This window comes from Pseudomonas sp. 58 R 3 (assembly GCF_900006605.1).
In the GTDB taxonomy this organism is placed as follows: domain Bacteria; phylum Pseudomonadota; class Gammaproteobacteria; order Pseudomonadales; family Pseudomonadaceae; genus Aquipseudomonas; species Aquipseudomonas salomonii.
This window is the reverse complement of sequence record NZ_CVTT01000065.1, coordinates 1-22,824: the sequence shown is the minus strand read 5'-3', so window position 1 is coordinate 22,824 and position 22,824 is coordinate 1. Positions and strand designations below refer to the sequence as shown.

At 51.8% G+C, this 22,824-nt stretch carries 22 protein-coding genes and 5 pseudogenes; 10 read left to right on the top strand and 17 right to left on the bottom strand.

Translation table 11 applies throughout. The annotated features are described in order from the left end of the window. Positions 1-13: 13 nt before the first annotated feature. Positions 14-244 carry an ASCH domain-containing protein gene (locus tag BFP92_RS32115; RefSeq protein ID WP_239694305.1) on the bottom strand — a complete coding sequence of 77 codons (231 nt, stop codon included), beginning with the start codon at positions 242-244 and terminating at the stop codon, positions 14-16. Between the two features lie 48 nt (positions 245-292). Then, a pseudogene (locus BFP92_RS21175) lies at positions 293-1,787 on the bottom strand (IS66 family transposase). Between the two features lie 41 nt (positions 1,788-1,828). On the opposite strand from BFP92_RS21175, the gene BFP92_RS30645 reads away from it, so the two are divergent. The 3 genes from BFP92_RS30645 (at position 1,829) to BFP92_RS21160 (ending at position 6,738) form a co-directional block, all read left to right on the top strand. Next, on the top strand, positions 1,829-2,014 hold the full coding sequence (locus BFP92_RS30645) for a DUF1203 domain-containing protein (RefSeq protein ID WP_239694296.1): 186 nt from the start codon (positions 1,829-1,831) through the stop codon (positions 2,012-2,014). Between the two features lie 915 nt (positions 2,015-2,929). Continuing rightward, entirely contained in the window at positions 2,930-5,893 is a 2,964-nt protein-coding gene (locus tag BFP92_RS21165; protein ID WP_065930960.1) for a P-loop domain-containing protein, read from the top strand. Between the two features lie 545 nt (positions 5,894-6,438). Then, the gene (locus tag BFP92_RS21160) at positions 6,439-6,738 is read left to right on the top strand and encodes a hypothetical protein (protein ID WP_065930959.1); all 300 of its coding nucleotides are present in this window, start codon (positions 6,439-6,441) and stop codon (positions 6,736-6,738) included. Positions 6,739-6,841: 103 nt separating this feature from the next. Here BFP92_RS21160 and BFP92_RS21155 read toward each other — a convergent pair whose 3' ends face one another. Next, positions 6,842-7,246, bottom strand: a complete 405-nt coding sequence (locus BFP92_RS21155; RefSeq protein ID WP_239694295.1) for a hypothetical protein — start codon at positions 7,244-7,246, stop codon at positions 6,842-6,844. Between the two features lie 141 nt (positions 7,247-7,387). Further along, complete coding sequence (locus tag BFP92_RS30640) at positions 7,388-7,624, bottom strand: hypothetical protein (protein ID WP_083221779.1); 237 nt, start codon at positions 7,622-7,624, stop codon at positions 7,388-7,390. Positions 7,625-7,837: 213 nt separating this feature from the next. Here BFP92_RS30640 and BFP92_RS21150 point away from each other — a divergent pair, with 213 nt between their 5' ends. The 3 genes from BFP92_RS21150 to BFP92_RS32105 all read left to right on the top strand — a co-directional run bounded on the left by BFP92_RS21150 (position 7,838) and on the right by BFP92_RS32105 (position 10,100). Continuing rightward, positions 7,838-8,620, top strand: a complete 783-nt coding sequence (locus BFP92_RS21150) for a DUF4253 domain-containing protein (protein WP_065930957.1) — start codon at positions 7,838-7,840, stop codon at positions 8,618-8,620. A gap of 262 nt (positions 8,621-8,882) precedes the next feature. Continuing rightward, positions 8,883-9,626, top strand: a complete 744-nt coding sequence (locus BFP92_RS32110; protein WP_239694294.1) for a DUF1444 family protein — start codon at positions 8,883-8,885, stop codon at positions 9,624-9,626. A 117-nt stretch (positions 9,627-9,743) separates the two neighbouring features. After that, positions 9,744-10,100, top strand: a complete 357-nt coding sequence (locus tag BFP92_RS32105; RefSeq protein WP_239694293.1) for a hypothetical protein — start codon at positions 9,744-9,746, stop codon at positions 10,098-10,100. Between the two features lie 365 nt (positions 10,101-10,465). On the opposite strand, the gene BFP92_RS21140 is transcribed toward BFP92_RS32105, so the two are convergent. The 5 genes and pseudogenes from BFP92_RS21140 to BFP92_RS31410 all read right to left on the bottom strand — a co-directional run. Then, positions 10,466-11,605 (bottom strand): hypothetical protein, encoded by a 1,140-nt coding sequence (locus BFP92_RS21140; protein ID WP_003191440.1) that lies wholly within the window; start codon positions 11,603-11,605, stop codon positions 10,466-10,468. A gap of 253 nt (positions 11,606-11,858) precedes the next feature. Continuing rightward, on the bottom strand, positions 11,859-12,950 hold the full coding sequence (locus BFP92_RS21135; protein WP_065930956.1) for a bifunctional transcriptional activator/DNA repair enzyme AdaA: 1,092 nt from the start codon (positions 12,948-12,950) through the stop codon (positions 11,859-11,861). Positions 12,951-13,034: 84 nt separating this feature from the next. Continuing rightward, a complete protein-coding gene (locus BFP92_RS21130) occupies positions 13,035-13,871 on the bottom strand; it encodes an isocitrate lyase/PEP mutase family protein (protein ID WP_003191438.1) in 837 nt (278 codons plus the stop codon). Between the two features lie 406 nt (positions 13,872-14,277). Further along, positions 14,278-15,600, bottom strand: coding sequence for a chloride channel protein (locus tag BFP92_RS21125; RefSeq protein WP_003191437.1), 1,323 nt, complete (start codon positions 15,598-15,600; stop codon positions 14,278-14,280). Positions 15,601-15,735: 135 nt separating this feature from the next. Further along, a pseudogene (locus BFP92_RS31410) lies at positions 15,736-15,881 on the bottom strand (potassium transporter TrkH); the annotation flags it as partial. Position 15,882: 1 nt separating this feature from the next. Between BFP92_RS31410 and BFP92_RS21120 the strand changes: the two are divergent. Both BFP92_RS21120 and BFP92_RS21115 read left to right on the top strand, forming a co-directional pair. Then, a pseudogene (locus BFP92_RS21120) lies at positions 15,883-16,308 on the top strand (methyl-accepting chemotaxis protein); the annotation flags it as partial. Positions 16,309-16,479: 171 nt separating this feature from the next. After that, complete coding sequence (locus tag BFP92_RS21115; RefSeq protein WP_003191435.1) at positions 16,480-16,845, top strand: histone-like nucleoid-structuring protein, MvaT/MvaU family; 366 nt, start codon at positions 16,480-16,482, stop codon at positions 16,843-16,845. A 42-nt stretch (positions 16,846-16,887) separates the two neighbouring features. On the opposite strand, the gene BFP92_RS30635 is transcribed toward BFP92_RS21115, so the two are convergent. The 6 genes from BFP92_RS30635 to BFP92_RS21095 all read right to left on the bottom strand — a co-directional run bounded on the left by BFP92_RS30635 (position 16,888) and on the right by BFP92_RS21095 (position 19,964). Then, entirely contained in the window at positions 16,888-17,019 is a 132-nt protein-coding gene (locus BFP92_RS30635) for a DUF2256 domain-containing protein (protein ID WP_083221774.1), read from the bottom strand. Between the two features lie 31 nt (positions 17,020-17,050). After that, a complete protein-coding gene (locus tag BFP92_RS21110; RefSeq protein ID WP_003191434.1) occupies positions 17,051-17,458 on the bottom strand; it encodes a hypothetical protein in 408 nt (135 codons plus the stop codon). A 140-nt stretch (positions 17,459-17,598) separates the two neighbouring features. After that, entirely contained in the window at positions 17,599-18,138 is a 540-nt protein-coding gene (locus BFP92_RS30630; protein ID WP_122528496.1) for an SH3 domain-containing protein, read from the bottom strand. A 96-nt stretch (positions 18,139-18,234) separates the two neighbouring features. Then, positions 18,235-18,666, bottom strand: coding sequence for a hypothetical protein (locus BFP92_RS21105; RefSeq protein WP_065930955.1), 432 nt, complete (start codon positions 18,664-18,666; stop codon positions 18,235-18,237). Further along, positions 18,663-18,872, bottom strand: a complete 210-nt coding sequence (locus tag BFP92_RS21100; RefSeq protein WP_065930954.1) for a hypothetical protein — start codon at positions 18,870-18,872, stop codon at positions 18,663-18,665. Before BFP92_RS21100 ends, BFP92_RS21105 begins: the two co-directional genes overlap by 4 nt. Before the next feature lie 165 nt (positions 18,873-19,037). After that, entirely contained in the window at positions 19,038-19,964 is a 927-nt protein-coding gene (locus BFP92_RS21095; RefSeq protein WP_065930953.1) for an alpha/beta hydrolase, read from the bottom strand. A 121-nt stretch (positions 19,965-20,085) separates the two neighbouring features. On the opposite strand from BFP92_RS21095, the gene BFP92_RS21090 reads away from it, so the two are divergent. Continuing rightward, positions 20,086-21,024: a LysR family transcriptional regulator gene (locus tag BFP92_RS21090; protein ID WP_027620513.1), complete on the top strand. Its 939-nt coding sequence runs from the start codon at positions 20,086-20,088 to the stop codon at positions 21,022-21,024. Between the two features lie 148 nt (positions 21,025-21,172). Continuing rightward, positions 21,173-21,649 (top strand): annotated as a pseudogene (locus BFP92_RS21085) (transposase); the annotation flags it as partial. A gap of 62 nt (positions 21,650-21,711) precedes the next feature. On the opposite strand, the gene BFP92_RS21080 reads toward BFP92_RS21085, so the two are convergent. Together BFP92_RS21080 and BFP92_RS32100 are read right to left on the bottom strand one after the other, a co-directional pair. Next, entirely contained in the window at positions 21,712-22,656 is a 945-nt protein-coding gene (locus tag BFP92_RS21080) for a DMT family transporter (RefSeq protein ID WP_065930951.1), read from the bottom strand. 79 nt (positions 22,657-22,735) lie between these two features. Continuing rightward, positions 22,736-22,824 (bottom strand): annotated as a pseudogene (locus BFP92_RS32100) (AraC family transcriptional regulator); the annotation flags it as partial.

Here is a 22,824-nt window from a genome sequence, read left to right as displayed (position 1 = left end):
GGTCTTAAGTCACTCAACTCCCATGCGAGCCGTCTTCAAAATAACTTGCACAGGCCGCTTGCATGTCAGCGAGGACGAATGGGCGCACGGCTTTCACGCGCACAATTGCGACGGCAATACCGTTATCGTCTTCGTCACCATCGTTATGAAGAAACCTCCCGTTTTCGACAATCAGTAGATCCTCGAAAGGATCCAAGTCTGGATACCAACGACGAACTTCGAGGGTTTTCTCGCCAGAAGCGATTCGACCGCCACTGGGCCGTACAATTGATAAAGCCTTGATGGTTCTCTCCTAACAGTTGGGCGCTTGGAAAATAGTCGCCTTGATGGGATTCCACTTATGCGGCAGCAACTGTTCGATTTCACTCGCCCGCTGAGTCGGCAGTCGCGTAAGAACATCCTTCAAATAGGCGTACGGATCATGACCATTCAGACGTGCCGACTGGATCAAACTCATGATCGCTGCTGCCCGTTTTCCACTGCGTAGCGACCCCTGCAAAGAGCCAGTTCTTTCGTCCAAGAGCCCACGGCCGGATCTGGTTCACGGCCCAGTTGTTGTCAATGGGTACAGCCCCGTCAGCGAGGTAGAGCGACAGCGCTGCCCAGCGTTTAAGGCTGTAATCGAGTGCTCTGCTGATAGCAGAACCTTCGGGCACAAGATCACGCTGGGCGATCATCCAGGCATGCAGCATATCCATCACCGGTACGGCTTTTTCTTGCCGTATTCGGCACCGTAAATCCGGCGCCAGGTCGCGGACTTCGCTCTCGATTTCGTACAGCAACTGTATGTAACGCAGGGCCTGCTCGGCGAGCTGACTCTTGTTAGTAGCGTGCAATTCGAAGAACTTGCGCCGGGCATGGGCCATGCAGCCGATCTCTGTTACGCCAAGTTCAAAACTGGCCTTGTAACCACCAAAATCGTCGCAGACCAGCTTGCCCTTCCAGTCTTTCAGGAAGTTGCGAGCATGTTCTCCGGCACGGCTAGGGCTGAAGTCGTAAACCACCGCTGCCAAGTCCGAGAACTGGCTGGTAGCGTAGGCCCACACATAAGAACGGTGGGTTTTCTTCGAGCCCGGAGCGAGCATCTGTACCGGTGTTTCATCGGCGTGAATGACCTGCTGCCTGAGTACCACGTCGCGTGGCGCATCGACCAGAGGCTGCAATTGGACGCCAGTAACGCCAACCCATTGAGCCAACGTTGAACGTTGAATCGCCAAGCCCGCTCGACCGAAGATCGATTCCTGACGGTAAAGGGGCAGATGGTCAGCGAACTTCGCGATCATGACGTGGGCAAGCAGCCCAGCGGTGGGGATGCCCTTATCAATGACATGCGCCGGAACCGGCGCCTGGATCAGTGTTTCGCAGTCATCACAGACCCACTTACCACGGACATGGCGTTCGACGGTAAAGACGCCAGGCGTGTAGTCCAGCTTCTCGCTGACGTCCTCGCCGATACGCTTGAGTGCGCAGCCGCATTGGCAGTGAGTATTGTCAGGTTCGTGATGGATCAACGTGCGTGGAAACTCTGGTGGCAATGCAGTGCGCTTGGGCTTTTGCTTTTTCTCGGTCGCCACTGGCACTGTTTGCAAGGCCTGAAGCTCTGCTTCAATCGCCGCGATATCGGTATCGATCAGGTCATCTAGCAGGCTGGCCTGCTCAGGATTCATCTGCTCGCTACGCTTGGCAAACTTCAAACGCTTAAGTTGGGCAATCTCGTGTGTCAGTTTCTCGATCACCGTTTGATCGCGGTTGATCTTCTTGCCCATGGTGTCGACTTGCGACAGCAACTACGCAAGCTTATGACGCAGTCGATCAGATACCCGAGTCTATGCGAATCCGTCTGCTATCACTTCGTGCATCCACTGATGATGGGATGATGCTCAATGCCGACGTCGTAGATGGAATAGCGATAGAACCTGTTGTTACTCGGATGTTTGCTGATCCAGGGGTTAGTTACATTCACGTTCACAATGCCAAGCAGGGTTGCTACTCCGGGCGAATAGATAGGGCGTAGTCGCCGCAATCTCGGTGGCTCGTTCCTCTTTCGACTTTTCTGGTCACCAATTTTCCGCTATTGGCCGATTTCTGCCTGTCGTAGCGGGCAGTAATCGGCCAGAACCGGATGTTTAAAGCTGGGGCAATGAACTCGTCGAATTTCTTCCCGCTTTAAGAGTTTGCCGACGCGCTTTTACACACTCTGGGCTGGCAAGTAGAGTTAGGAAATCAACTCGTCCCTTTTTATAAAGTAGGCGCAAATGGTGGCTCCCTTCGTTCTCCAGGACTTTGATGTTGGATGGGTGGCCACCGACGCCGTCGGGCAGGTTGCGCTCTTCACTACTGGGGGGCCGGGGCCGGTTCCTGATTCAGCAATGCCCTCCGTCGAAAACTCCGAAGAACTTGTCCTTTCATTGCCGGAGGTGTCCGATGTAGATCGGGTCACTGCCAGGGCTGGCGTAAACGCTTTCGTTGAATTTGCCAAACGTGGGTTCTTCGCGTACGACTGGTCAGGCGTTCATCGCGATTCACGCCAGGCCTTGAGGGGGTATGAGCTGCAATGCCGCCAACTGAATCCACTGACACTTTTCGATTTGCCTGCCCCTTTACGGGCATTAGCTGAGGCTACTCGGCTATCTGATGTAACCTTCGGAGCACCCATCATAGTGATAGGTGATCAGGTTTTTTAGCCTTCATTCGGCGATTCGGAGCCGCTTTTTTGGGCCGGAAGCTTTCAGTCGCGTACCGCAGCTCCCGGCCAATAGCTGCGCTTCGCGATTGACGACTTTCGACCCGAAGCTGCCGTTGGCTAAAAGGCAGAGTTCGGGTGATAGCGACCGCTTCCGCTCCCCGCCTCGTGTGCTGCGTCTACCCTGCTCAGAACATTAATGATACTATTTTGACATCGTAGGAGTGCTAATTCTAGGGACAGAACATGATTGAACCGGCGGTCATCGAAAGCTTAATCGAACTTGACGAATCTCCTATTTTAGAGTTCAAGCGCGAATGGTATTGGACATCCACAACCGGTGATGGAGATCTGGGCCCTAAATGGGGTGAATTTTATAAAGATCTCACCAGCCTATGTAATGCCTACCTAGAATATGCGGGTCACGAAAGATATCTAATTATTGGGGTTTGCGAAGAGACTCGAGAATTATTTGATGTCGGTTTCGAGCAAATCTCGGCTTTGCGAGATCTTAGACAGTTCAGGCGCAAGATAATCTCTCGGCTTGAACAGCTACTTAATTATCCGCCACTTGATCTCGAGATAGAGGCGATAACCATAACCGGCAAGCAACTGTTGGTTATCAAGATTCCTTCACCTCGACGCCTTGTACAACTCAAAAGTGAACTTACAACTAAAACAAGGACGCTAGATTCGGGGGCAGTGCTCGTAAGAAAGGGTCAAAATAGCGACTCGATTAGAATCGCGGATCCTCGAGAGATTTCAGAGCTAGAAGCTCAATTTGAAAAATATAAAATCCAGGTGGAATTGCAAGGCGATGCGGTCATTCCCAAAAGAGATCGCAGTATTTGCAAAACGGTTCAACTCTATATTGAAAAAAATGCAAGCTGGTCAATTGATGTGGGTTTTCCAATAATTGAGAAAGATTGGAATAACAACATCGTGTATGAACTGTTTAAAATTAGCGAGGCATTGGGGGGGTCGAAGTTTTTTCTTTATTTGCACGAACACGCCAGCCAAGGAAAGACCAGCGCCCACATTAAGAAAAATGGTTATCTTAGCCAGGGCAGCCCCCTAATAATTTTGACCGACTCTCCTGCGATCAAAGATAAGGAGAAGAGGAAAGAGAATATCGCCCAAGTATTCGGCAGCAATCACGTTTACTTTATTGAAGAGTTCGGCCTAAACTTCTTATATGGCGACTTCATACGGGGCTTTGAGCGATATAATCTGCCGATATTCGTGGAAAGCCTTACAGATGAAATGATTGAAGGTCATAATTCGGCGCTCAAGGCTCTTGATAATTGGTATGCGTGTCCAGCATCCCCCCTTATGGTTGTAAAAGGTTACGGGGGTATTGGTAAAACCACTCTCGTTAAGCAATTTTTAGACAACATCAACAAGGCCGACAAGGACGTCGGTTTAATGTTTATTGATTCTACTGAAATAATTGATAGCTTAACCCGTGCCGCTAGGGCAGAAAAAAAGATTGATGATCTTTATGACTTTTACGCAGCACAGAAACAACGCGAAGAACTTGTTACAAAGAGCTTCAGCAAAGATCTACTTCGTTTATCCGTAGACAACGGAAGCCTCGTGATCGTTCTTGATGGTATCGACGAGGTTATTGCAAAACTTGGATCCAGGTTCGATATCGCCTCGTTCATTTCTTCAATTGTTGGAAGTTATTCCGATAATATGGAACGAGGAAAAATTGTCGTTACTTGTCGAGATAATTTCTGGCGCGATGTAGATCGCGATGAAGTAGTCAAAGAAATCACTCTTCTGCCGTTCAATGAGAACTTGGCGGAAGAGTTTTTCAGGCAAGCGTTCAACAGCAAACGACCTAAGGTTAGCCGTGCTATGGATATGGCGGATAAGCTTGCCCTCAAAAAAGGTATGGTGGATGTTGGTGAGGCGATCTACATTCCGTATATTCTTGATTTAATCGCCTATCTGATAAAGCATGAAGAAGAGTTTGGCGATGAAGATGTTCGGCTTGTAACCCCTAGTAAAATTCTTAATCCTCAAGTTTCCAACGATTACCTAGTAGGGAGTGTGTGTGGTCGCGAGATAAAAAAACTAAACAATTATGATATTGATACTCAGATCAATTTTCTCATGGATTTTTCCGTATCTAAGCCTGGGTATATCAGCCTGTACGATGTGAAATCTGCATTTGAAAAATCGACATCTTTACAGGTTAACGACGAGTTTGTAGAAAAACTTACCGGCCATCCGTTATTGTCGTGCGCGGATAATAAGCTGTACTTTAGATATGATTTTTTTTACGACTATTTCAAAGCGCTTTATCTTGTCAGATACTTAATTAGTGCTGACGTCAATGCAATGGGTGATCAAGTCATAGATATATTGCATAGTTACGTCGGTTTTGACAATGCGTTCAGCCGCTCTATCTCAGATCGTGTCTTGTTCAGCGAGGATTTTTTAATCCTAATACTAGAGACTGTTGAGGCCCTGAAAACCAGACTGTCTAAGGAAGATGTGCCCGAGATGCCGATGTTACGAGGAGCGATTTCTGGCGCACTAACTCTGCTGCTGACATTGAAATGGCGCCAGCGAAATAGTCTCGATATAGAAACCAGCACCCAGTTGCTACAAGAAATATTTTTGAATGGGGACTTCTTGGAAGGAGTACATATCGTAGGGTTGAGTGGATCAGATAAAGCCAAGCCAATCTTCGACTTTCGTGGAAAAACTATACAATCATCGTACTTTGAGGGATATGAATACTTCTGGGATTGCCCTATGGATGAGGCAACAAGATTTATTTCTTCCTCATTCATTGATTTAGAGCCGCGTGCGGGTGTTCGAATCAATACTTTTCCGAATACTTTTGATCCAAGCTGTGATATATCGGATATCTCTATCCATATTGCCAGGCGCGAAGAAGAAGCCGTTGATGAGCGCGCCGAATTAAAAGGCCGGCTTATGCAGTTTTTCAAGATATTCCATGAGCAAGGTAACTTCTATCCGAAAAAGCAAGAAGATGTTCGGGCACGTATATATACCGGAAAGCTGCTGCCTATCCTCTTGAAGCATAAAGTCGTTATCGAATACAGGGACACGAAAAAAGGGCTGCTTAAACAATACAAAATTTCTGATAGCTACAGGCCCATTGTCAAAATATTCGAGCAGGGGGGGGAGGCTACATTGGAGTTTGAGCGTGTGGTTAGCATGTTTATCTAAGGGTTCTTATCTGCATTTGGGGAGTGGTTTCACCACAACTGAGCACTAAACACCTAGGAGATTTAAACTCTCACGATGCATCGTGAGCAAATGGCCGATACGAGCTGTCCCAGCTGAACCGGAGATGTTGAAGAATCCGACTAACCTCAACTCAAGTGCACAGCGACATTTACAAACTAAACCCCTATCCAATGTCTGCCTCTGGCCGATAGCTGTCAGTCGTTCCATAGGCAGCACGCCGTCGTGAACTGTGCCGGAATGCGTCTGAAGCCGGTGCTTTTCTTCCGTGCTGTGCTGATTATTGAGCGGGCAGTATTGGACAGGGGAGGGTGGGTTAAGGTTTATCCAAGCGCGGCCATCTGCATGTAAAACCAGGCGGGTCAGTCATGGGATTCCCCTTGTCTGTTCGTACTTGCGCCTTCAATTGTCCGACGTTGATCCGGGGCGTACTTTCCACCATTGGCGCGGTTGAGCTGCAGACGCTTGGAACGACCCGCTATGCCTGTAAGTCTACCTGTGTCTACTCACGGGTAAGGTACAGTGCAATGGATAAGACAATCACCGTCGATCAACTGGCGACCACTGACCTGAGATCAATCAACGAGATATGGCTCGGCGGGACTCATACCCAGCTATGCCTATGGCGTGGCGAACAGGTCTTCACCCACGAGATGATGAGCGAGGGCACCCACGATCAGAATGTCAGACGTCTTTGCGTGAAGGTGTTCAACCCTGGCGATCACGCTGCTGTGGCCAACGTTGAGTCGATGGTGCGCGAACGGCTGGAAAAGATGGGGAAGGAAGGCGAGTTTTATCCGGCTGAGGAGACGGACACTCATCGATAGCACCCAGCAGCTCTGGTAAAAAAATAGGGTCTCGGCTAGTCGTGAGTGCCTCAGTACGCCATTTGAGCATGTGTTGCGATTTCCGCTTTATGGGCAAACTGCACTAGCTCTGTGCTTTGGCGCTCCTGTACTGTTCGTTCCACCAGATGACAAGTTCAGCATGTTGCTCGTGAGTGATCCATGCGAAATTTGTTTTGTCCGCCGGGTCGCCCCCAAAGACTAAGGGCTTCGTATACCACTTGATCTTGCCAGCGAAACGCTCGTCCGGCTCAAGGGAAATCTGCTGGGGAAGGGCAAACGGCGCGGCATAGGACGCATCGAGTGGCAGCGTCGGAATGGTAAACATTACTCCGGAAGAGTTGATGACGATAAAGTCGTCCCATCCTCTTAGACCTAATAGCGTGTACCCCGGAAGATGATGATCAAATCCGTAGGCATTCATGGCAGCTAAGCTCTCATCCTCCGTGAAGATGATGAAATAGTCGCCGTTTTGCCAACCTTCGTTCATGAGGGGATGACTCACTTTTGGCAGATAGGGAGGTACTCGGTGTGCTACCAGCGTCTCGTGGCCGACAGAGAGCAACGGTTGCTTACAGTCGGATGATTGTCTGATCACAGAAGGGCTGCATTGTTTTGGTACAGGCGCAAATCACTGGGAGCGTAGACGTTGCCATTCATTCCAGCAGTCCTCCGCGACGATGTCTGGATAACCACGATCTTCTTCCATTGCCAAGGCTGCGCTAAAAGGCAAAGCGATGCAGGTGGATCTGTCTCGGATTTCACACACCTCAATCTCGGTAAGCGGCTGGCACTTTTTATCCTCGGCGGCTTGCAGCACTGCCGCCAGAGCCGGCACAAAGACTAGACATAATGGATCTGTAGTCATCAGTTTCGTCCCTGAGTCGATTAGAAATTGCATGGTAGGCCAGTTTCGGACATCAACATTACCTCGAAGTGCGAACGTCAAAGTTAGCGTAGCGCGCTGCTATGTGGTGGCAGGAAGACTTATTGTCGCTTGGCGGCAGACCTTCAATGATGATCCTGAAACGCTTAGGATTACTCACTCAATTCAGTACCAAAATGGAGCAGGCCACGGTTTATGGATATCGAATTTCGCGGTAACGGCAAGCGTGATAATCCGTCTGTAGGTACATGCGATGAGTACGGCGTGAGCGGGATTACCAGCTTTGACGATCTGACCGAAGCTCGTCGTAAGATTGCTGAGGCGCATCCAGGCTTTAAACCTCTGTTCTCGCTCGATGATCTGCACCAAGCCCGCTACACCTCGGGACATGTGCGCAATAATTTAGGGATGGACGATGCATCGGAGCAGGACATAGCGGGCTTGCCTCCAGAGTGCTTTGAGAATGGTGAATACATAGGCTATCCGACTACGAAAGAGGAGTTCGCAATCTGTCTTCGCAATTTCATGACCATGGTTGCAGCCACGTCTTTCGAGGATGCTTGTACTCATGGTTTGACGCTAGATCAGCAGGCCCTGCAGGAGTGGATCGGTTACCAGAACAACCCTATCTCTCTTCTAGAGCAGCCCCTTTCAGCGCTCCTGGTACCCGTTCAGCAGTCCTGCCAGGCACTCGCGGCTTTTCCGAATGGCTATTTCACTTCGGATCTGGATCCCGCGAAAAACTTTGCCGTTGCGCGTCGTTTTTCAGAAGCGCATGGCTATGAGTTGATGGGCGTAGGTGCTTCTTACATCGGCTTCATTCGTGCTGAACCGCCTGATACATCACTTGCTAACGTCGTAGCCAAAGACTTCTGTGCGCTCTATAACACTAGCGATGAAAACCTACAGGGACGTGTTTCCAAAGTTGCGCAGGCGATCTCCGGTCGGACGCATCTTTGGCTCCGTTACGTGGAGTGAGCTTCGTCGCATCCAAAGTCCGGCTGAATAGTTAACAAAGCTTGTGAGAGGTCTGGAGCTTTTTGCCGCCTCGGAGGAGGGCAGTATCCACACATCCACTACAATCAGGCACATGATTGGCGCTGCTCGTTTTCCGCTACGTAACGTCAATTTCGTCTGATAGCTGTCGATATGGAGAGCAGCAGTCCCAAGCTCTGAACAAGTTTAAGCCTGCCCAATTCCCGCTGTTTACAATTGCCTGCTGACAAAAAGGATTCTGTACATGCTTTTTTCCCTGCTCGACAAATTCTTCAATCGACCGCTAACTGATGAAGCATTTGCCAAAAAATTTATGGATTCGACTCGTAAAGCTGGCTTCAGCGAGAATCTGAATTTTGAGAAGAACGAGTTCCGCATCCGCCATGGGGATGGATCGTACTTCAATCTCCATAATGCCTTTCGCGACTATCAAAATGCAGACAAAGCACAGAAATCCGCCGTTCTGACCGGATACGTATCGACGCTGTTAGAGGCGGGTAGAAAAACCGAGACTGTGTTTGATAATGTCAAAGCACAGCTGCGTCCGGTGATTCGCAACCTTGCCATGCTTGAAGAAATTCGAATGGAACACGCCCGTAAAAATGGCGACAAGCAGTACGATTATGTTTCACAGCCTTTGGGCCGAGACTGCGTTATTCTGCTTGCTGTCGATTCGCCCGAGTCCACTGCCACCCTTACCAATGGCCCCGAAGCACATTGGGGTGTGACGATGGAAGAGGCGGTAAAGATCTCCATCGAGAACCTGCGTGATACGACAAACGAAGCCTTCGGAGAGATTATTCCAGGCCTATACGCTGGGGAGTGGGCGGATGGGTACGACACCAGCAGGGTGTTGTTGCCAGATGTCCTTCAGCGCGTGCCAGTTAAAGGTCGGCCAGTGTTCATGGTGCCCAGTCGAGACGTCCTGATGGTCACTGGAGACAAGGACGAACAGGGAATTCGTCAGAAGGTAGAGCTTGCTTTCTAGGCTCTTGAAAGGGGGCGTGCTGTCTCTACCGATATTTACACCTACGAAGGTCGCGATATCATACCGTTTAACTGTGATGATGAAGGGGTCAGCAGTCGGTTGGTTACACTGGAGCATTTGCTGCTGCAGAGTAATTATGCCAATCAGAAAGAGTTGCTCGACAAGCTCAATCTGGAAAAGGGCATCGACATCTTCGTCGCCTCCTACAACCTCTTCCAAATGGCTGACCAACCAAACCAGACGGTATCGATGAGCGCCTGGACAAAAGGTGTGCTGACGCTGTTGCCCAAGACAGATCGCGTCGCGTTGGTTGAACCTGTTGAGGGTGGGGAAGCGACAGTCAAAACCGTCTCCTGGAGTGAACTTGAATCCGAGCTTGGCGATCTGCTGGCTACAGAAGCGGGCTATCCACGTCGCTATCGGACACTGGGATTTCCTTCGGTTGAGCAGCTTAATCGCCTGACTACCTTGTGATCAGTGCTCTACTACTCTGGCGCACTGCAATGGAGGTATCGCTGAGCTGGCAAAGCAGCAGTCGCAATTTATCATTACGATACACTCCCCATTTTGATTGCTTATCCTGGTGGGAAAATTTGGGAGTTTACCGATGTGGGGTTGGTGGCTTCTCTAGCGCTACTGAGTCGGGCCGCAAGATCTGACTGACTTACTTCAGTTGGCGAGTCGCTGTGCGCGGGCAGGCTGTGGCGAACCGAGCTCCCGCGTCCCGCCGTATCTCGGCCCTGCGGGCGTCCATCCTTCACGCCTTCGGCTGTGCCAGCCTGCGCGCTCCGCTTGCGTTGGTTACTCAGTGCGATATGGTCGATACGCCAAGCAGCTCGTCATTTCTCCGATGGGGAAACCACATCTTGCCAGCCATCAATCAACTCCATATTTTGCGCAACGAGCTGGCAGGGCTTGCCAGTTGCCTTGCGACAATTGCTAAGCGCCTGCTTTCGTGCTGTCTTGAGTGAGCGCGCGCCGTAGTACCAGTAAATGCTGCTACTTTCCTTGGACATGGCCATGGCTTTCTCGGTAACGCTCTGAAGATAAGCCTCAGCGCTCGCACGGTCTTCGGGCGCCAGCTTCGAAAGCAGCAGCATTAATGCGCTGTCGTCCATGGCAGGAAGCCGGTTGCTCCTGAGAAAATCTTCGATATGAGGCTTTAAAAGGGTATTGGCCTCTTGTTTGTAGAGCGAGTGCCCATCCCTACCGAATGGGGGTAGCAGCGCCAGTTCAGCATTACCTCCCGCCGAGCGGTAGCCCGCGATCATCCGACCTACAAGATCTGGGCTGAAAAACGGATCATTCTCGGCGTAAATCCAGAGCGTTGGCGTTGGGTTGCCTTTGCCAAATTTCGTGAGGTTTCGCACAAGATCAGTTTGATATAACGAGCAATTAGAGTCCGCAGAGCCCACATTTGTGTAGTGGTAAACGCCGCCAGAGATGTTAACTACCGCCGTCAATGGGTGACTTGGTTGAGCCGCGAGGTCTAGCATTGACGCTCCGCCGATAGAGATACCAACACCTACTGCCAAGGATGGATCTACATCTGGACGCTCACGCACAGCCGCCAATGCGGCGCCAAGCTCTCTGCCATGCGCATCGAGAAATCGTGCCACGTTGGGATTGGTGCAAGTTCCCCCTTCATTCATGAAGTTTCCGGTCGAACGACCATAGCCGGGCCATACAATAGATGCGGCAAGCCAGCCACGGTGCGCAAAGTCGTGAGCGATATGAGCAAGCCAATCGGCATGTGCGGCGGACGGAGATGTTGCCGCCGAGCCGTTAACAATCAGTGCAATGGGGTACTTACCCTCCTTTACGGGACGAACGATTAATGCTTCGATTTTCTCAATATGTGAGTCAACCTGGATGGGCAGTAAGAGTTGTTCTTCGCTTACCAGTGAGTCTGCACGGGGTTGGCTTGCAAAAAGCATCAGACCAAACGTGATAGTCCTGAAGCGTAGTATTGATTGCATTTAGAACGCTCGCTGATACGTTAGAAGCCAAGCTTAAACTGGTGCGACAATAGCTGATCGTAAGGTTCTGTCCAACACGTCTTGTGGTTAGCCCGGGATGTCTCATCGCGTATCACTCAATCCAGCACCGTTGGGAAATAGGTGATGTGGAATTAACCTGCTGACACGTGGTGACTTACGCCATTAGTTCTGGAGTTCGGAGGGGCTGTTTCCGGAACTCTTTAGTTGTGTCTGCATATGTTCCGATTAGCAGCTAATCCAACAGGAATTCGTCCTGTTGAGTTATCTGCAAAGCAGTCTTCTCCAAACGCAGTAAAAATTCTTTTCGGGGCTGTCCTCCGCCATATCCGGCGAGTGCTCCATTCGTCGCTATGACACGGTGACAGGGAACGATAATGGATAAGCGATTGTGTCCATTTGCATTGCCCACTGCTTGGCTTGCACCTGGCTTACCGATGGCCCCAGCGATGGCACCGTAGGTTGAAATGGTTCCATAGTCGATTTTTAAAAGCTCTGCCCACACAAGCCTGTCAAAAGAACTGCCTGGCATATGGAGCGGTACTGAAAATTTCTTTAGCTTTCCCTCAAAATAAAGTTTTAGTTGCACTTCGATTTGCTTGATGTGGAGATGCTCGCCAGGCGCAATTGAATACCCATGACGCCCACGCAGTTCGTTTAATTCAGCGGTTAGCGCTGGACGGTCAAGAAATTCGAGGAGTACCAAACCTCGTTCCTCTGCCATGGCAATCATTGGGCCCAACGGTGTAGTCAGATGGCGATAAAGCAGGAGGGACGTTTCAGTTGCCTTACCGGGGGGCATTTGAAATGTTTTTTTGAAAGCATCCCTAAAGCCACTCAATGACTCGTATCCTAAGTCAAATGCTGTGTTATCCAGGGTTTCGCCCGAAGAAATCCGGCCTAGGGCGACACCGAGCCTTCTAGAGCGCATCCATGCATGAAAAGTCATGCCAAAATTTTGTTTGAACCACCTGCGTAAGCGTAACGGATCGATACCACGCGTAGTTAGTTCAGCATCACTCCAGCGAGCGTCAGGTGATGCAGATACAGAGGCCAGTAGCCCCTTGACCCAATCTGGCGCGGAAGCCGCGAGATCTAATGGCTTGCATCGTAAGCAAGGCCGATAACCTGCAGCCATCGCTTCGTTGGCCTGCGAAAAGAACTCTACATTCTCGGGCTTTGGCTTACGTGCACCACATGTAGGGCGGCAAAAAATACCTGTAGTTTTGACAGCAGTGAAAAAAACGCCTTCATAGGCGGTGTCGCTGCATAGCATCGCATTTACCATCTCGCTTCTGGGCGGAAGAGCGGGATTGTAAGATCTCATTAGAGCGTAGCCTCGTCTTCGAATGGGTGTGAAAATCGCTTTCGAGGTGCGGAAAACAGCGGCGATTTTCATGCGGATCACAGATTAATAGGGCGAAGATAACTTTTCGCTTAGGTGTTTTTTTGCTGCCATAAGGTTATTCAGGTCGCTGTAGGTATATGCGTCCAATGGATACTCGAAAAGCTTTCCCGTTCGCAGGAAGCTCTTGGCGAACGCCTTGTTGGCGCCGCATAAGAATTCAGCAATGCTGGAACCAGCGCTTAGCCGTTTGACGCCTAGACTCGTTAATTCATCCATGCCGGGTTGGCCGTTCCAGGCAAGCAGGTTGACGGGTAGCCGCGTTGCCTCGCACAGTGTAGCAATGTCGTTTTCCTCAACCATTCCAGCCGCAAAGATGCCGTCTGCACCTGCTTGCTCGAACAGCGATGCACGGAAGAGGGTCTCTGGCAATTGTCGCGCTGGCTCTACCAAACATCTCAGATAAACGTCAGTTCGTACGTTCACGAACAAGTCTATTCCATGCTTGTTTGCTACCTTCTTTGCCACTTCGATTTTTCGCAAAATCAGATCAGTGCTGCCTGTTCCGTCCTCAATGTTGATTCCAACGGCTCCAGCCCTAACTACGCAGTCAATAACTTTAGCAACCGACTCAAGGTCGTCGGAATAGCCCCCTTCGACATCGACCGTGAGGGGGACTGTAAGCACTCGAACCATTGACTCAACTGTAGTAGTCAGCAGTTTTAGGGGAAGTTGATTGCCATCCTGGTATCCATGCGCCCAAGCAACGGCGGCGCTGCTGGTCGCGACTGCCTTACTCCCTACGCTCTCGACAATACGTGCGCTGCCAGCATCGCTCACGTTGGCGAGTACCAACAAATTATCTTGGTGAAGGTTGCGGAAAACCGCACTTAGTGGCGTCATTCAGTGGTGCCCCGGAGAGAGAAGACTGATGCAGATCGCGCTATCGTAAGCTGACTACACAGACGTCTCCACCGAGAAATCGACAGTGATTTAAGAGCTAGCGAATATAGTTTCTGCGGGCTAGGAATGGGTGAATACCTACTCAAAAGCCTGCTGAAAGACGTTGCCGTACACATCCAGTCATTGCAGGGATCGGATAGATGATTACGATCTTCTTCCATCGCCAACGCTGCACTGAAAGGCAAAGCGATGCAGGTGCATCAGTCTCGCTGGAATAAACCCAGCGATCTTTAAGGATGCATGCGGCAGGCACGTGGATCTTCATCACTCGTGCAGAGGACACGTTAGCGCTGCAGCATGAGAAGGATAAACTGAGCTCACTGGCTAGAACGACCACGCGGTAGGCTTATCGAGTAGGAATCTTTGGCTTAGTGGCAGGTTCTGCACTCTCGAGAAAGCCTCGCGCCAACTGCTGATACAACTCAGGGCCCATTCTTGAACTGACAGCCTTGGCGATCAGGGCTACCGCCATGAGACTGATCACCATGCTGTGGCTATTAATCATCTCCATCACAATGATTGCGGAGGTGATTGGCGACTGAGTAACGGCAGCCAGAAATCCGACCATGCAGAGTGCAATAGTGGGCTGCGCGGCCAGATGGAATAGCTCTGCGGTATTGGCGCCGACTGCGGCCCCTACAGCGAGCGAGGGGGCGAAAATACCTCCTGGAATACCAGAGAAGTAGGTCACTACGGTCGCTAAGAAGCGAGTAATGGGGGCGTGCCATGGCAGGACTACATCGGATGCGATGACCTGAGAAGTAATGCCGTACCCACTACCGAACGACATTCCGCCGCTCAACCAACCTAAGATGGCGACGACCAATCCACAGATGCCGGCAAACCACACCGGGTGCAGGCGCCGCCATTGCCAGATGATGAAGTGTGGATGCCGCTGCGGCCATAACAACATTCGACTAAACAAACCACCCAATAGCCCGCATCCAATTCCTATGACTAATGCCGGGACGACAATGTCGAGGTTTATGTCCTGAATGCCGAAGTGACCGAAATAGTTGTAGTTTCCCTGCAAGGCAATGGCAACCATCCCAGAGAGGATAATGGTGCTGAGAAGAACCCCGCTGGTACGGGTCTCCAGCTTGCGTCCAAGTTCTTCTACCGCGAATGCGATCCCTGCCAAGGGCGTGTTGAATGCTGCCGCAATACCCGCTGCACCTCCCGCCAGAATGAGATCCTCGCTGCGCACGATTCGCGCATTGGGCAGGAAGCGGTGAAAGAATTGCATGATGGATGCGGCAACTTGCACTGAGGGGCCTTCACGCCCCGCCGAAAAGCCGCCCGTCAGCGCCAGAGTTCCAAGGCTTATCTTGGCGAAAGCAATGCGCAATGAAACCAGTCTGTTAATGGGCTTACCTTGACGCGCAAGTCGTGTTGCTGCGATTACCTGAGGAATTCCGCTACCTTGGGCGCCCACAAAAAAGCGCGTTGTCAGCCAGACTACGAGCATGCCGATCATTGGGGTGTAAACAAGCGGAAGCCACGCTCGCTCAGCGGTCTGTTGAGCAAACTGCGCCAAGGCCATGTCTGCCAGCCTAGCGAAAGCCACCACCAGCAGCCCAGCAATGGTTGCTGCAATCCATAGCGATACCCTGGTGCGCCAGCGTATGGAGGCGAAGCCTCGGCGTAACAGCATTATCGGCTTGATCACCCGAGGAGCTCCTCTTGAAGTCGCTGTATTGACCGCAAGACTAACCAAATAAGCAGCTCGTTCCAAACAGCTTTGGCGGAGTCGCTCGACAGGCTTTTTTCGCGCCCATGGGTATTCACCTATTCATTGATAGGACTAATACCTCCAAAAAACCGGTTTTACGAGTACCAGGACGGTGAGTATCTCCAGCCGTCCCAGCAGCATGCCAATGGTAAGCAACCATTTTGCAGCGTCAGGTAATGACGAGAAGTTACCAGGGGGCCGATGATTGTGCCTAAGCCTGAGCAGGGTCGAGGATTCGCGGTGGTCGCCGACGAGGTTAGAACTCTGGCCTCGCGCACACAAAACTCCACTGAAGAGATCCGCCGGATTATCCAAGAGCTGCAACTGGCAACAGGCGACGCCGTCGAGCAAATGAAAACGGGAAAACTGCGCGCGCAGGAGTGCATCGAATCCGCTGATCAGGCCTCTACCAGCCTGGATGCAATCAATGACGGCGTTGAGCAAATCGTAGGAATGAACACCCAGATAGCCAGCGCGGCGGTTCAGCAGCACGCCGTCTCGGAGGATATAAATCGCAATGTGACCGAGATTCGTAACGGTAGCCTTGCATTGATGGAGGGGATAGAGGACAACGCTGTGACTGCGGAAGAACTCTCGCTGCTGGCTGGGCAACTGCGTACTGTCGTTTCGCGTTTCAAGCTGTAACGCGACAGAAGGGGAGCTCAACTTGTTGCCTCCCTCCAGCTTTTGCTTACGCTCCTACCGATAGCGCGTTAACACCCAGCATTTTATAGGGGTCTAAGAGTTGAGTCTTCTCCTTCCTGCGAGTGTCTATTCTCTCGTAACGTGACAATACTAATTACTCAGGAAACTCCCATGTCCAAACTCGCAGAATTCCGCCAACTCGAAAAACATCTAGCTGAACAACTCCAGGCGCTCGAAGCTCTCAAGGGCGATGCAGGCCTCAAGAAAGAAATTGAGTTTGAAACGAAGCTCCGCGATTTGCTCGCAAAATACAGCTACAGCTTAAAAGACGTGATCAACCTGCTTGATCCGCAAGCCGGTCGACGCGCTCCGGTAGCGGCGCCGAAAGCGGGTACGCGTAAGGCCCGTCAGGTAAAGGTCTATAAGAACCCGCATACCGGCGAGGTCATCGAAACGAAGGGCGGCAATCACAAAGGTTTGAAAGATTGGAAAAGTGAGCACGGCGCGGCGACTGTAGAGTCTTGGCTCGCGAAGTAATCTCTATTGATAGAAAAGGGCCCCTAATGGCCCTTTTTTGGCTCAACTTTTTGTGCGCCGGCAGCGCTCCGAGCAATAACGAACTTCCTCCCAGCAGCGGGCCCATTTCTTCCTCCAAGTGAAAGGAAGGCCGCACGTAAGGCATGTTTTTACCGGAAGCTCGCTCTTTTTCACACCGGCACCCACGTTGATGATGGTCAGCAGTTTACTTCGATAAGAAGTATCCGGTGGTGCGCAGTTGAAGGCTGTAAACCCAGATCCCGAAAACCAAAGCGTACTCCTTGAACATCGGAAGGGTGAGCAGGTGGACTATAGAACCGCTGCCCATTCGGCTAATGGAAAACGTTACACCTAACGCCAAGGCAAGAATGAAGCAAAGCGAACTACTCTTTTTCCTGGCTAATAGCATCAAGCCGCCAACGAACATCAGCAGCGCTACTACGCAGATATTGAGAAACACCGAGATAGAAATGTCACCAAAGCGAGTTTGCTCGAAACCTTCCTCCACCACCCAGACGCCAGCTTGAAGCAGGACGATGAAACAGTAGAAGACGATCATGAAGACGGGGGCTGGACGAGTGTTGTACCAAGGCTGAGGCATATTCGCTTCCATAGTGATTAGCTCCTGGGGAGATTGCAGGCACGGATTATAGGATGGTGGCTATGGACTACACCATCGAGGTCGCTGTGCCCATTAGCTCCCTGCGAGTCGCCGCAGCCCATTAGGACTGGTGTGCTGTGATGGAGATGGAGTCAAACACCGTAACGTTTGTTCCCCCCAGAAGTGATGCAGTACCGACCGCCTCTAGGCCCGATACAGACGTTTCCGGATGAACAAGGGCAAGAGGATCCATAGCTCGGCGTTTGCCGAGGAATAGGCTGAGGAGCAGGTCTCGTCTGACGCACTGGTTCCTGCTTGGAGACTGCGTAGCAATTCGCCCCGTCACAGAGGCTTTTAGATGATAGCCATTTAGCTGGCTGACCATCCACGCTGATGCGAACCCAATCATTTTTCTTTTCGAAGACTTGAATCCTGTCGCCACGTTTCAAGGTCGAGATAACCTTTCCTCCAGGCTGGTTCCGCAGGTTCAACCTATCCGCATTTACAAACTGATCGACTGGTACGCTCTGTACTGGCTGGATCGCTGGTAGCGGAGCAGAAATTAAGGCGTTCGGCGTGGGCTGCTTGTTGGGCGGAACCTTAGCGGGAGGCGTGTCTTTCTTGCTTATTGCCCAAAAGACCACGAAGAGAATTACAAGCGGGACTAACCATGACTGGGATTTTTTGCGCATATCCATTGCCCTCGTACAGTTCGCACCAAGCTGCTGGTTGCGTGCCGGTATTCACTGCAAGCTTAGCCAAGCCTCCACTTTCTGCAGCCTGCCAACCTAGAAGAGCTCCGGCTCTGCCACGTCGAGTACCTTAAGGAGTTGTTGTTTCTCTGATGGGGATGGGAACCACTCATCAACCTCGAGATTGCAGTTAGCAGACTCACTAAATGCCCACCGCTTGATCATGTCGGCGGCGGCTCGATAGTGATCCGCCATGTGTAACTGTCGACCTTCTACAGACCAGCCAGGCTTCGCCATTTGCTCAGTGACATCGATGATGCCCAGGTCGCTAAAGAAGGCGGTGGTGTCAGGATAGTGAATACCCGCGAGAGATACCTTGGCTACGCCGGACACTCGGTCAAAGTAGGACAGGTAATGCCAACCACCCGTTGTGCTTCCTGAATGCGGAAAGTTGATGGCTGCTTTCCCTGTGACGTAGTGCTCGCGTGAGACACGTTTGAGATCAAAATCAAAAAGCGGCTGCCTCATGGGAGTTTTTTGAGCCGGGCTAGACCTTGCTTGATATGTCCGGCGTTTTCGCCAATGGTTTCAAGGGCGCCACGGACGTTGTTTCCTACATCCGCATGTCCGTGAGCCTCCACATGGAGGGTCAATTCCATGAGTGCAGCTTCGAGAGCGAGCTGATTTTGGTACATCCTTTCCAGCACATCCGACAACGAGTATTCCTTTGGCATTGATGTGGCCTCCTTCAGGGAAACTCAGCATAGCGCAGCACAAGAAATGAATACGTTTCTAGACAAGGCGAGCTGTCAGACTACTAGCAGTGGATGGGCAAGGGGTTTTAGAAAATATGGGTAGAGCCACGATAGCCTAGAAAGCTATCGCGGTTGCTCTGCGTTTTAGCGGTTAGCGTCGGCTAGGCCAGCCTCAATGAAGCGAACCGAACTCTCCATTGCCCGCTGACCTTCTGGCAGGATGGTGGCGTAGAAGTGCCAAGCGTGGAACATCGCAGGCCATACTTCCAGGTTTACGCGAACGCGGTTATCAGCCAGGTGAGTTGCAAGGCGCATTGCATCACTCAACATCAGCTCGTTCTCGCCGATCTGCACCAAGATTGGTGGAAGACCGGTGACGTCCGCGAACACAGGCGAGGCCAGAGGATGATTAGCCAATGTGTCGCCTAGGAATGCTCTGGCGAGGATGTCCAAGACAGGCTTGGAGTTCAGAGGATCCAGACCTTCGCGGTTGCTCATGGAAGCACCGGTGTGTTCAAGGTTCGCCCATGGTGAGATGGAGGAGCCAACCGCAGGCAATGGAAGCCCTTTCGATTTAGACGCGACCATGACGCTTACAACCATTGCGCCGCCAGCCGACTCGCCAGAGAACGCAATTTTGTTAGCCGGGATTTTCTGCTCAAGCAACCATTCGTAAGCGCGCAATGTGTCGTCAATTGATGCTGGGAACTTGTGCTCAGGAGCGAGGCGGTAGTCCGGCATGTACACACGAGCACCAAGCATTTTCGCGTAGTTGCCGCCGATACCGTGGTAGCCGTCTGGACGTCCTACTATGTAGGCGCCGCCGTGGATGTACATCACGACCGCGTCGGTTTTGATCTCGTCCGGAGTAACCAGTGTGCCGGGTACGCCACCCATGTCGACTGCTTCGAATTTAACGCCAGCTGGCGCTGGATTTTGCGCGAGCATTTTTGCGTAAGAGTCGCGGATGTCGCTCATTTTTGTCGTGGTATCGATTCCCTTAAGAACGGGTACCAGATCGCTAAGGCTATTGGCCCAGGTTTGGACGGCTGCTTGGACTTTAGTGTTCATAATGACCTCAATTGATCGTTGGGAGTGGATTAGCTAATTGAGATGCTATGCTTAGTATTGGGGAATAGGGTTCCCCATAACAGGTGCTAAGCCGCCCGAACGTTGAGACCACCGAGGCCGTATGGAACTCCATAACCTGAATGACATTGCCGCGTTTGTGAGCTCGGTAAACGCTGGAAGCTTCACTGCAGCGGCAAAACAGCTTGGCCTTACGCGCTCTGCAGTGGGGAAGTCGATAGTCAGGCTCGAGGCTCGTTTACAGGTACGTTTACTGAATCGCACTACGCGCAGTTTAAGCATGACGGATGACGGCCAGGTTCTGTATGAGCGCTGCGTGGGCGTTCTTCAGGATCTGGACGACGTGGAGGATGCCCTTGCGTTTCGTCGTTCGACACCCAGTGGGCGACTGCGGATGAGTCTGCCGGTTGCGCTGGGCAGACTTCATGTCCTTCAGCATATTGAGTGCTGCCTTAAGGATTGGCCCTCCCTTAGCGTGGATATCACCTTTTCTGACAGGCTGGTCGATTTGATCGATGAGGGATTTGATTTGGCCATGCGCATCGGGCCACCGAAGGAAGATTCTCGGTTGTTAACGCGCACTGTGGCCTACCAACAAATGATTACCTGCGCTTCCCCCAAATATTTGGCTGAGCACGCCGAGCCTAAAACGCCGGAGGATTTATCCGAGCACCAGTGCCTGCATTTCGTGAGTGGTGGGAGATTGCTTCCTTGGAATTTTCGCGTGAATGGTAGCTCTGTGTCCGTTACTCATGGTGGAAGGCTACAGATGGACAGTGCTGAGTCATTACACCAGTCAGCTGTAGCTGGCCTGGGCATCGCGACTCTTCCTTCCTACGTGGTGAACGACGATTTGAGGAGCGGCAAGCTTGTTCAATTGCTCGCTGGGTATGCAGAGGCCGCAGAGCCTATTCGGGTGATCTACCCTAGCAAGCGGCACCTCTCTCCAAAAATTCGACTCTTCATCGATAAGCTCGTGGAGGCTTGGTCACCATGCCCACCATGGGAGCAGCATTCTGCGGAAGGCATTCACTCTGCATGACCCGTGACCTGCTGATTAACGGCCAGTATGCATTTCGAATGCAGGGGGAACATTCCAGGGGCAACCTACGAGGGAGAGTTTGTGGACGCCAAGTGGGACGGTCACCCCTGGGTAATACTCGCGGGTGTGCTCTGCGACCTATCCATCTTCCGAGTAAGCCCTGCGTTATATCCAGTTTCTGTACGAAATCGAAAGCGAAGTCCGCGATCTGGAGCCTGATTTAAGGCGTCGAATACGACAAGAAAAAGCTGTACGGGTGATGAACATGCTCCATGCCTGGATGAGCGCCCAGCGCGATCTGGTGCCCGAAGGCTCAGCCATCAGCAGAGCACTCGATTACAGCCTGAAACGCTGGGCAGCGCTATCATGCTACATCGATGACGGGGCAGTACCCATTGACAACCATTGGGCCGAAAACCAAATCAGGCCATGGGCTCTTGGGCGCGAAAACTGGCTCTTCGCTGGATCACTGCGCAGCGGCAAACGGGCGGCGGCAATCATGACCTTGATCCCGTCTGCGCGGCTGAATGGTTATGATCCATATGCGTATCTGAAGGATGTTCTCACGCGCCTACCGACGCACCGGGCGAGTGAGATCGATCAGTTGCTACCGCATAGTGGGTGACCAATTAATCACAACTGGTAGGGGTAGTCAGTATTCCTGTCGCTATAGCATCTCTGTACGAGTTAAACAGCCGGAGAGTGACGGGGAGTACGATGACAATTCAGACACCACAAGACACCGGTGACCAGAAGTGCAATCGCCGCAATTTCATGTAAGTCGGGCAGCCGATGCTCCCATAGAAATCCAAAAACCAGCGCCGCTAACGTCTCAATCACGAGCACTTGTCCGCTTAGTGCCAGTGGTAGAAGTCGGCTCGCCTGATTCCAGCACGCATTACCCACAACCGAAGATAAAAACGCTACGCCACCGGCTACCATGACAAAGTGTAGCCATTCGGAGTTGTCATGCGTTCCGACCTGCCAGCCCAGGACAGGTACCGCCAAAAGCAGTGACTGAGCGCCAGTCATGACCCCTGTCAGCAGTGCCCAGTCATGGGCGGAAACGCTGGTTACCTGAGCCAGCCGCCGAGCGTTGCTCACTGCGAACCAACTCCATGTCACTAACGCGCCCGCTGCGCATAGAATTCCGGCCACGTTTGTCAGTATATCTGGCTTGTCGCCGTTGATCAGTGCGTGCCAGCTGATGAGTACGACCCCGCCCACAGCGCAGAACAGCGAGGGAGTTAGCTTGCGCAAAGAAATTGCGTTGACGTCATGACGACCTGCCAGCGTGACGAACACGGGAATGAGTCCGACGATCAGAGACGTTGTGGCAATGCCAACCAACTGCACACCGGTGCCCACTAGCGTGTAGTAAATGAGGTTCCCAATCAGGCTAAGCCAGAAGAGTGACTTCCAGTCGGCGATAGTGAGATTGGCGCAAACGCGCCTCCAGCGGGGCATAAGCAAGGCCACCGAAATCGCGCCGTAGCAGAGAAATCTCAGAACGGCGAATTGCAGTCCGCTCAGCCCCGGGGTGAGCTGGGGGCCGAGGAAGATCACTCCCCAACACAGGCCCGCGCAAACTCCGTAGACAATGCCCTTTAGCAGTAATCGGTCAGCAAACATTTCATCCGCGCTCCAAAGCGTTATGGGTAAAGTCTGGAGCAACTGATTCGGGGAGTATTGTCGGTAACTACGGGATTTTTTACCCAGACTGTTTTTGCGTTTTACGATAAACCGCCGGGGTCGTGGCCCTCACGCGCTGCATGGCACGGGTCAGCGATGCCTGGTCGC